Annotated in this window: 1 protein-coding gene; it reads right to left on the bottom strand. The window is 64.7% G+C overall.

The annotated features are described in order from the left end of the window. A partial coding sequence (locus tag J3U88_RS33800; RefSeq protein ID WP_207863641.1) for a hypothetical protein occupies nt 1-4511 on the bottom strand: 4511 nt, incomplete at both ends.

The following is a 4511-nucleotide window of genomic DNA, read 5'->3' as shown; positions in this document are numbered from 1 at the left end:
ACGCGGTAGTTTTTGGTGATTTCGTACTGCCACTTCAGGTGCAGGTACCCCTTGCGGCGCAGTTCGGCGGCGTTGTCGCCCTCGGCGAGATGCTGGGTGAGTTTGGCGGTGTTGAAGGTGACCATGCCGGCGGTCTGCCGTTCGCCGCTTTGGTAAGCGAAGTCGATGCCGGGCCCGACGAGCGTGGCCTGCAGCGATTCGTTTTTTGACAGTTCGATGCCCCAACTGCCGGTTTCCATGTGGAACCCGGTGGCGTTGGGACGGCCCAGATCGGGCAAGTCGGTGGCGACCAACACGCCTTGCGGCAGGTAACGCAGCGGGTCCTTCCCGCCTTCTGCTTCCGTTGCTTGCCAGGTGGCCAGGTCGTAGGTGAGCCAACCTTTGGTGCGGTAGTTGACCGGGATCAGGCTGACCTCGTGCAAGACCTGCTCCTCGGCGTCGCGGCTGCTGAAGCGCAAGCGGCCGTGGTAGAAGTCGAGGTGTTCGCCGAACGGATCGCGGTCATCCAAGCTTTCGTGGTTAACCTGCCAAAAAACGAGGCCGGCGTTGGGTGGATCGTTAAGGTCGATTTCCAGCGGGAGCGGCACGTCCTCATCCAAAAGTTGCTCGGAGACGGCGTCGAACAGGGTTTGCAGCGCCCACACCTTGGTCACGGCCCGGCCGTTCTCGAGGGTGGAAAGGGCGATCAGGCCGAAATGCCGGTCGACGGCCATGTTCCCGGCGTCCGGGGACTTGAGCAGCAAGGTGGGTTGGCTGGGTTGGTCCAAGTTGATGCGGTCGGGTAACTCGTAGACGTGGACGTAACTGCCGCCGTCGCTGATGGGCGGCCGCTCGTGGAACAGCGCCAAATCGCGGGTCACCAAATCACTGCCGCGTCGGTATTGCAACCCTTGCACGGCGCCGGAAAGCAGGTTGCCGCCGCCGTAACGGCCGGGCGCGTTGTCGCCGCGATCATCAACAACGGGGTACGCGGCGGCGATCACGGCCTCGGGATCGTAATAGCTGTTGACGGGTGCGACGGGTTGGTTGCCACGCTGCACGATGTTGTTGACACCGGGATAAACGAGGCCGGCGACGGCGAAGGCGAGATCGCGGCCCTGTTGGTCGGTGCGCAGGAAACCGGTGACGTCAACGGCACCGCGCGGATGGTTGTAGCGGGTTTTTTGGGTGTTGTTCCATGCCTCGCGGTAGCGGTGGAGGGGCAGCCCGGTGCCGGCACCCGCGGCGAGGGTTTTGAGGCGTTTGACGAAGTCGCGCATGTCGACGACCTCGGTGTAACCGACGGGTCCGGCGGGGCTCAGGTCGTAAAACCCGAGCAGCAGGTAGGGGCCGATATGGCTGACGCCGCCGAGTGCACCGGCGCCTGGCAGGTCCATGCGGTAGATGGTTTCGAAGCTGCCGTTGGTGTAGCGCAGGACCTGCATGTGCTCGTTTTTGCTGAAGGCGGACCAGTAGGTGACGACGACGACGGTGCCTTGGGGAACGACCTTGTACCGTTCGGCGCCGGGCTCATGACCCAAACGCTGCATTTCAGAGCCCTCGGGCGCGTTGAGTTCGCCGGGCGCAAATACCGCGATATCGGGGAAATAGGGCGCGGCGGCGGTGAGGTTGACGGCGGCGATGGTGACCTTGGGATCGCGGCTGGTGTCGTCCACGATCAGTTTCAGGCTGCCCTTGCCGCGTTCGCTGCCGGGCATGAGGTGGAAGGTCAGGTTTTGCAACCCGGCGGAAGCGCGCTGCAGGGTGCCGCCGGCGTTCAGGGGTTTGGGTTCGGTTTTGCGGGTGCGAAAACTGCTGTTGAAGCCGGGTTGTTCCTGGTTATCGCCATCGAAATGCACGAGTTCGTCGCCGCTTTGGTCGACCAAACCACTGAGTGCCAAGCTGTAGCCGGCATCAAAACGCAAGGCGTCGGTCGGCACCACGGTGAGTTGGGTGAGCCAGTCGGCGCTGTCGACGGGGAGCAGGTCGGCGTCAAGCAACAGCAGGTCAAGCGGGCGGTCCTCGGCGTCGGTGAGGCGGATGCTGTCGGTTGAGACGCCGCGCACGGATTCGGTGAAACGAAGCAGGATGGGGTCGGTGGGGAACACGTCGTTTTGTTCGTCGTAGGGATCGACGGCGAGGACGAGCGGTTTGTTTTCGGGATCGTCCAGGGTTTGGGTTTCAGCGTCGCGAATGAGCAGGGTGCGTTTAAAGGTTTGTGGTGGGAAGGTGGCGGCGTCGGCTGAATGGACGGACAGGGTGATTTTGAGGAAACGGCCGGTGGGCGCGGCCCCGAACAGGTCGTAGGTCATGTTGAAGGGGTTGGGCGCGTTGCTGTTGGTTTCGTCGACCTCGATGGACTCGCGGCCGTCGATGCTGATCACAAAACGTTCGATGGCTTGGTCGGAACGCAGCGTGATGCGCAAGCCGCGTTCCTTGGCGGGCGTTTGTGTTGGGGGCCGTTCGAAATAGCCGTGGCGGCGCAGGATTTCGGTGTTTTGGGGGAGCTCGGTGGCGACGGCGTCGGGATCATCGGCCTCGCGTTCGATGACGGACCATTCGAGTTGGAGCTTGGCTTGGTTCGGGTCTTGACCGGCGTCCAGCCAACGGAACAGCAGGTCGTGGTGCGCGCTTCCCGGCCGGCCGGCGTTAAGCACTTCACCGGTGAAGGGATCGGTGCCGACGAGCGCGGCGCCGAGGGCACGGGCGCCGACGTAGGGCAGCGAAAGGTGCCCGTCCAAACCGGTGACCCCGCGGTAATGGTAGGCGACGGCATCGCCGGTGCGCACCATGTCATAGATCGAGGCGCCGTAAATCGGCACATAACCTTGATCGGTATGGCCGGGCCACCACGAGGGGGTGCGGCCGCGGTCGATGAGGTAGTGCAGGTCGGCGCGGTTACCGCTGTAGGTTTCGGTGGGTTCGCGCAGCGAGTGGACGTAGCGGGACGTCCAGCCGTAATCGAGCAAAATCATGTCGGCGGCACTGCCGAGCCGGGTAAAAAAGCGGCCGTAATCGGCGCTGCTGAACAGGCTGTTTTTGCCGACGCGGTCGTCGCTGATTTCGGTTTCGGTCAGGACCTGGGCGGTGGTGAAGGTGCCGGTGACGGCCGGTTCAAAGGGATTGAGTGGGGCGGTGATTCCCTCGGCGAGTTGCAACAGGCCGACGCTGCCGGCGGGGAGCTCTTGGTTGACGGGCCTTTGGTAGGCGAGTTCGAGGGCGAAGGGCGCGCCGCCGTCGGCGATGGTGATCAGCACGGCGTCGAGTGGGTCGTGGCTCAGCTCGGCGAGGGCGGGGACTTGGGCACGGCGGGTTTTGGCTGCTTCGGCGGTGGCGCTGGTGAAACGCACCTCGCGGCCGAGGCCGTCGGGGCCGGCGCGCACCTGGAGCACGGTTTGGCCCAGTTCCAGGCGGGTCTCGGAGAGGCCGAGTTTGAGCTGGTTGGGTGCGGTGCGCAGGGTGTCGAGCTGGCGGCTGTGTTCGGCGCCGTTGGGGGTGGTCAGGGTGAGGGCAAATACGTCGCCGGGTTCGCCCTCGAGATCGAGGCTAAGGCCGCCGCTCGCGAGGGTGTTGGTCCAACTGTCGGCGGTGTTTTGGTTGAGCACGATCAGGTTGGATCGGTTGGGGTAGCTGCCGTCGGGCGCAATTAACTGGATGCGGTCGTTTTGCAGGGTCAGGTGAAAGCGTTCGAGGTCGAGGTGTTCATCGCGGTTGCGCGTTTGGGTGGCGAACGGGAGGACGACGGCTTGGTCGAGGTTCACGCCGTCGGCGCTGAGCAGGTTGGTGTCGATGTGGAGTTGGTAATCGCGGTTGGGCAACAACCCGGTCGAGCGCACCTGGAGCTGGAACTTGGGGGCGCTGTAGCGCAGGGTGAGCGGGAGATCTGTCCCGCCGTCGCTGATGCGGATGGCTTGGGCCCAGAGGTTTGGGTCGACTTGGAGCGGGCGGTTGAAGTTGAGTCGGATGATTTGCCAGGGTGGGACCAGGAGCGGACGCTGTTCGGGTTCGATGTGGAGCAGGGTGAATTCCGGCTGGGTGAGGACGATATCGCGTGGATCGATCAAGTCGGTGGCGAGGGTTGGCGCGAGTTCGACGGCGGCGGTCCGTTCGGTGGCGGGGTCGAGGGCGTTGATGGCTTGGGCGCCGGCCCGTTGCAGGACGAATAAGCGGTAGCGGCCGGCGGTGTCGGCGCGGCCGAACCAGGGATGGCTGTCACTGGAGAGCCAGGTGCCGGGTTGCGGGTCGCCGTTGAAACGGATGGAACCGCGCAATTCGGTGACGGCCTCGGCGAGGTGGACCAGGGCGTAGGCGGCGGATTCGGTCATGTCGGTTTGGGCCGGGTCGTTGCGCCAGGTGCCGTCTTGATGGGTCAGCCGGGCGGCGAGCACCCAGCGATTGGTATCGTGGCGCAGCAGGAGCAGGGCGCCGCCGGCGGCGTGGCTGTAACTGAGTTGGGGTGCCTGGGCCAGGGGTTGGCTGAAGTCGGCACGGAACAGGGCGCGTTGGGTGGCGCCGACGGGCAGCGGCAGGGT

The sequence above is a fragment of the Acanthopleuribacter pedis genome, assembly GCF_017377855.1.
Lineage (GTDB): Bacteria > Acidobacteriota > Holophagae > Acanthopleuribacterales > Acanthopleuribacteraceae > Acanthopleuribacter > Acanthopleuribacter pedis.
This window is presented reverse-complemented; position numbering and strand designations above follow the sequence as displayed.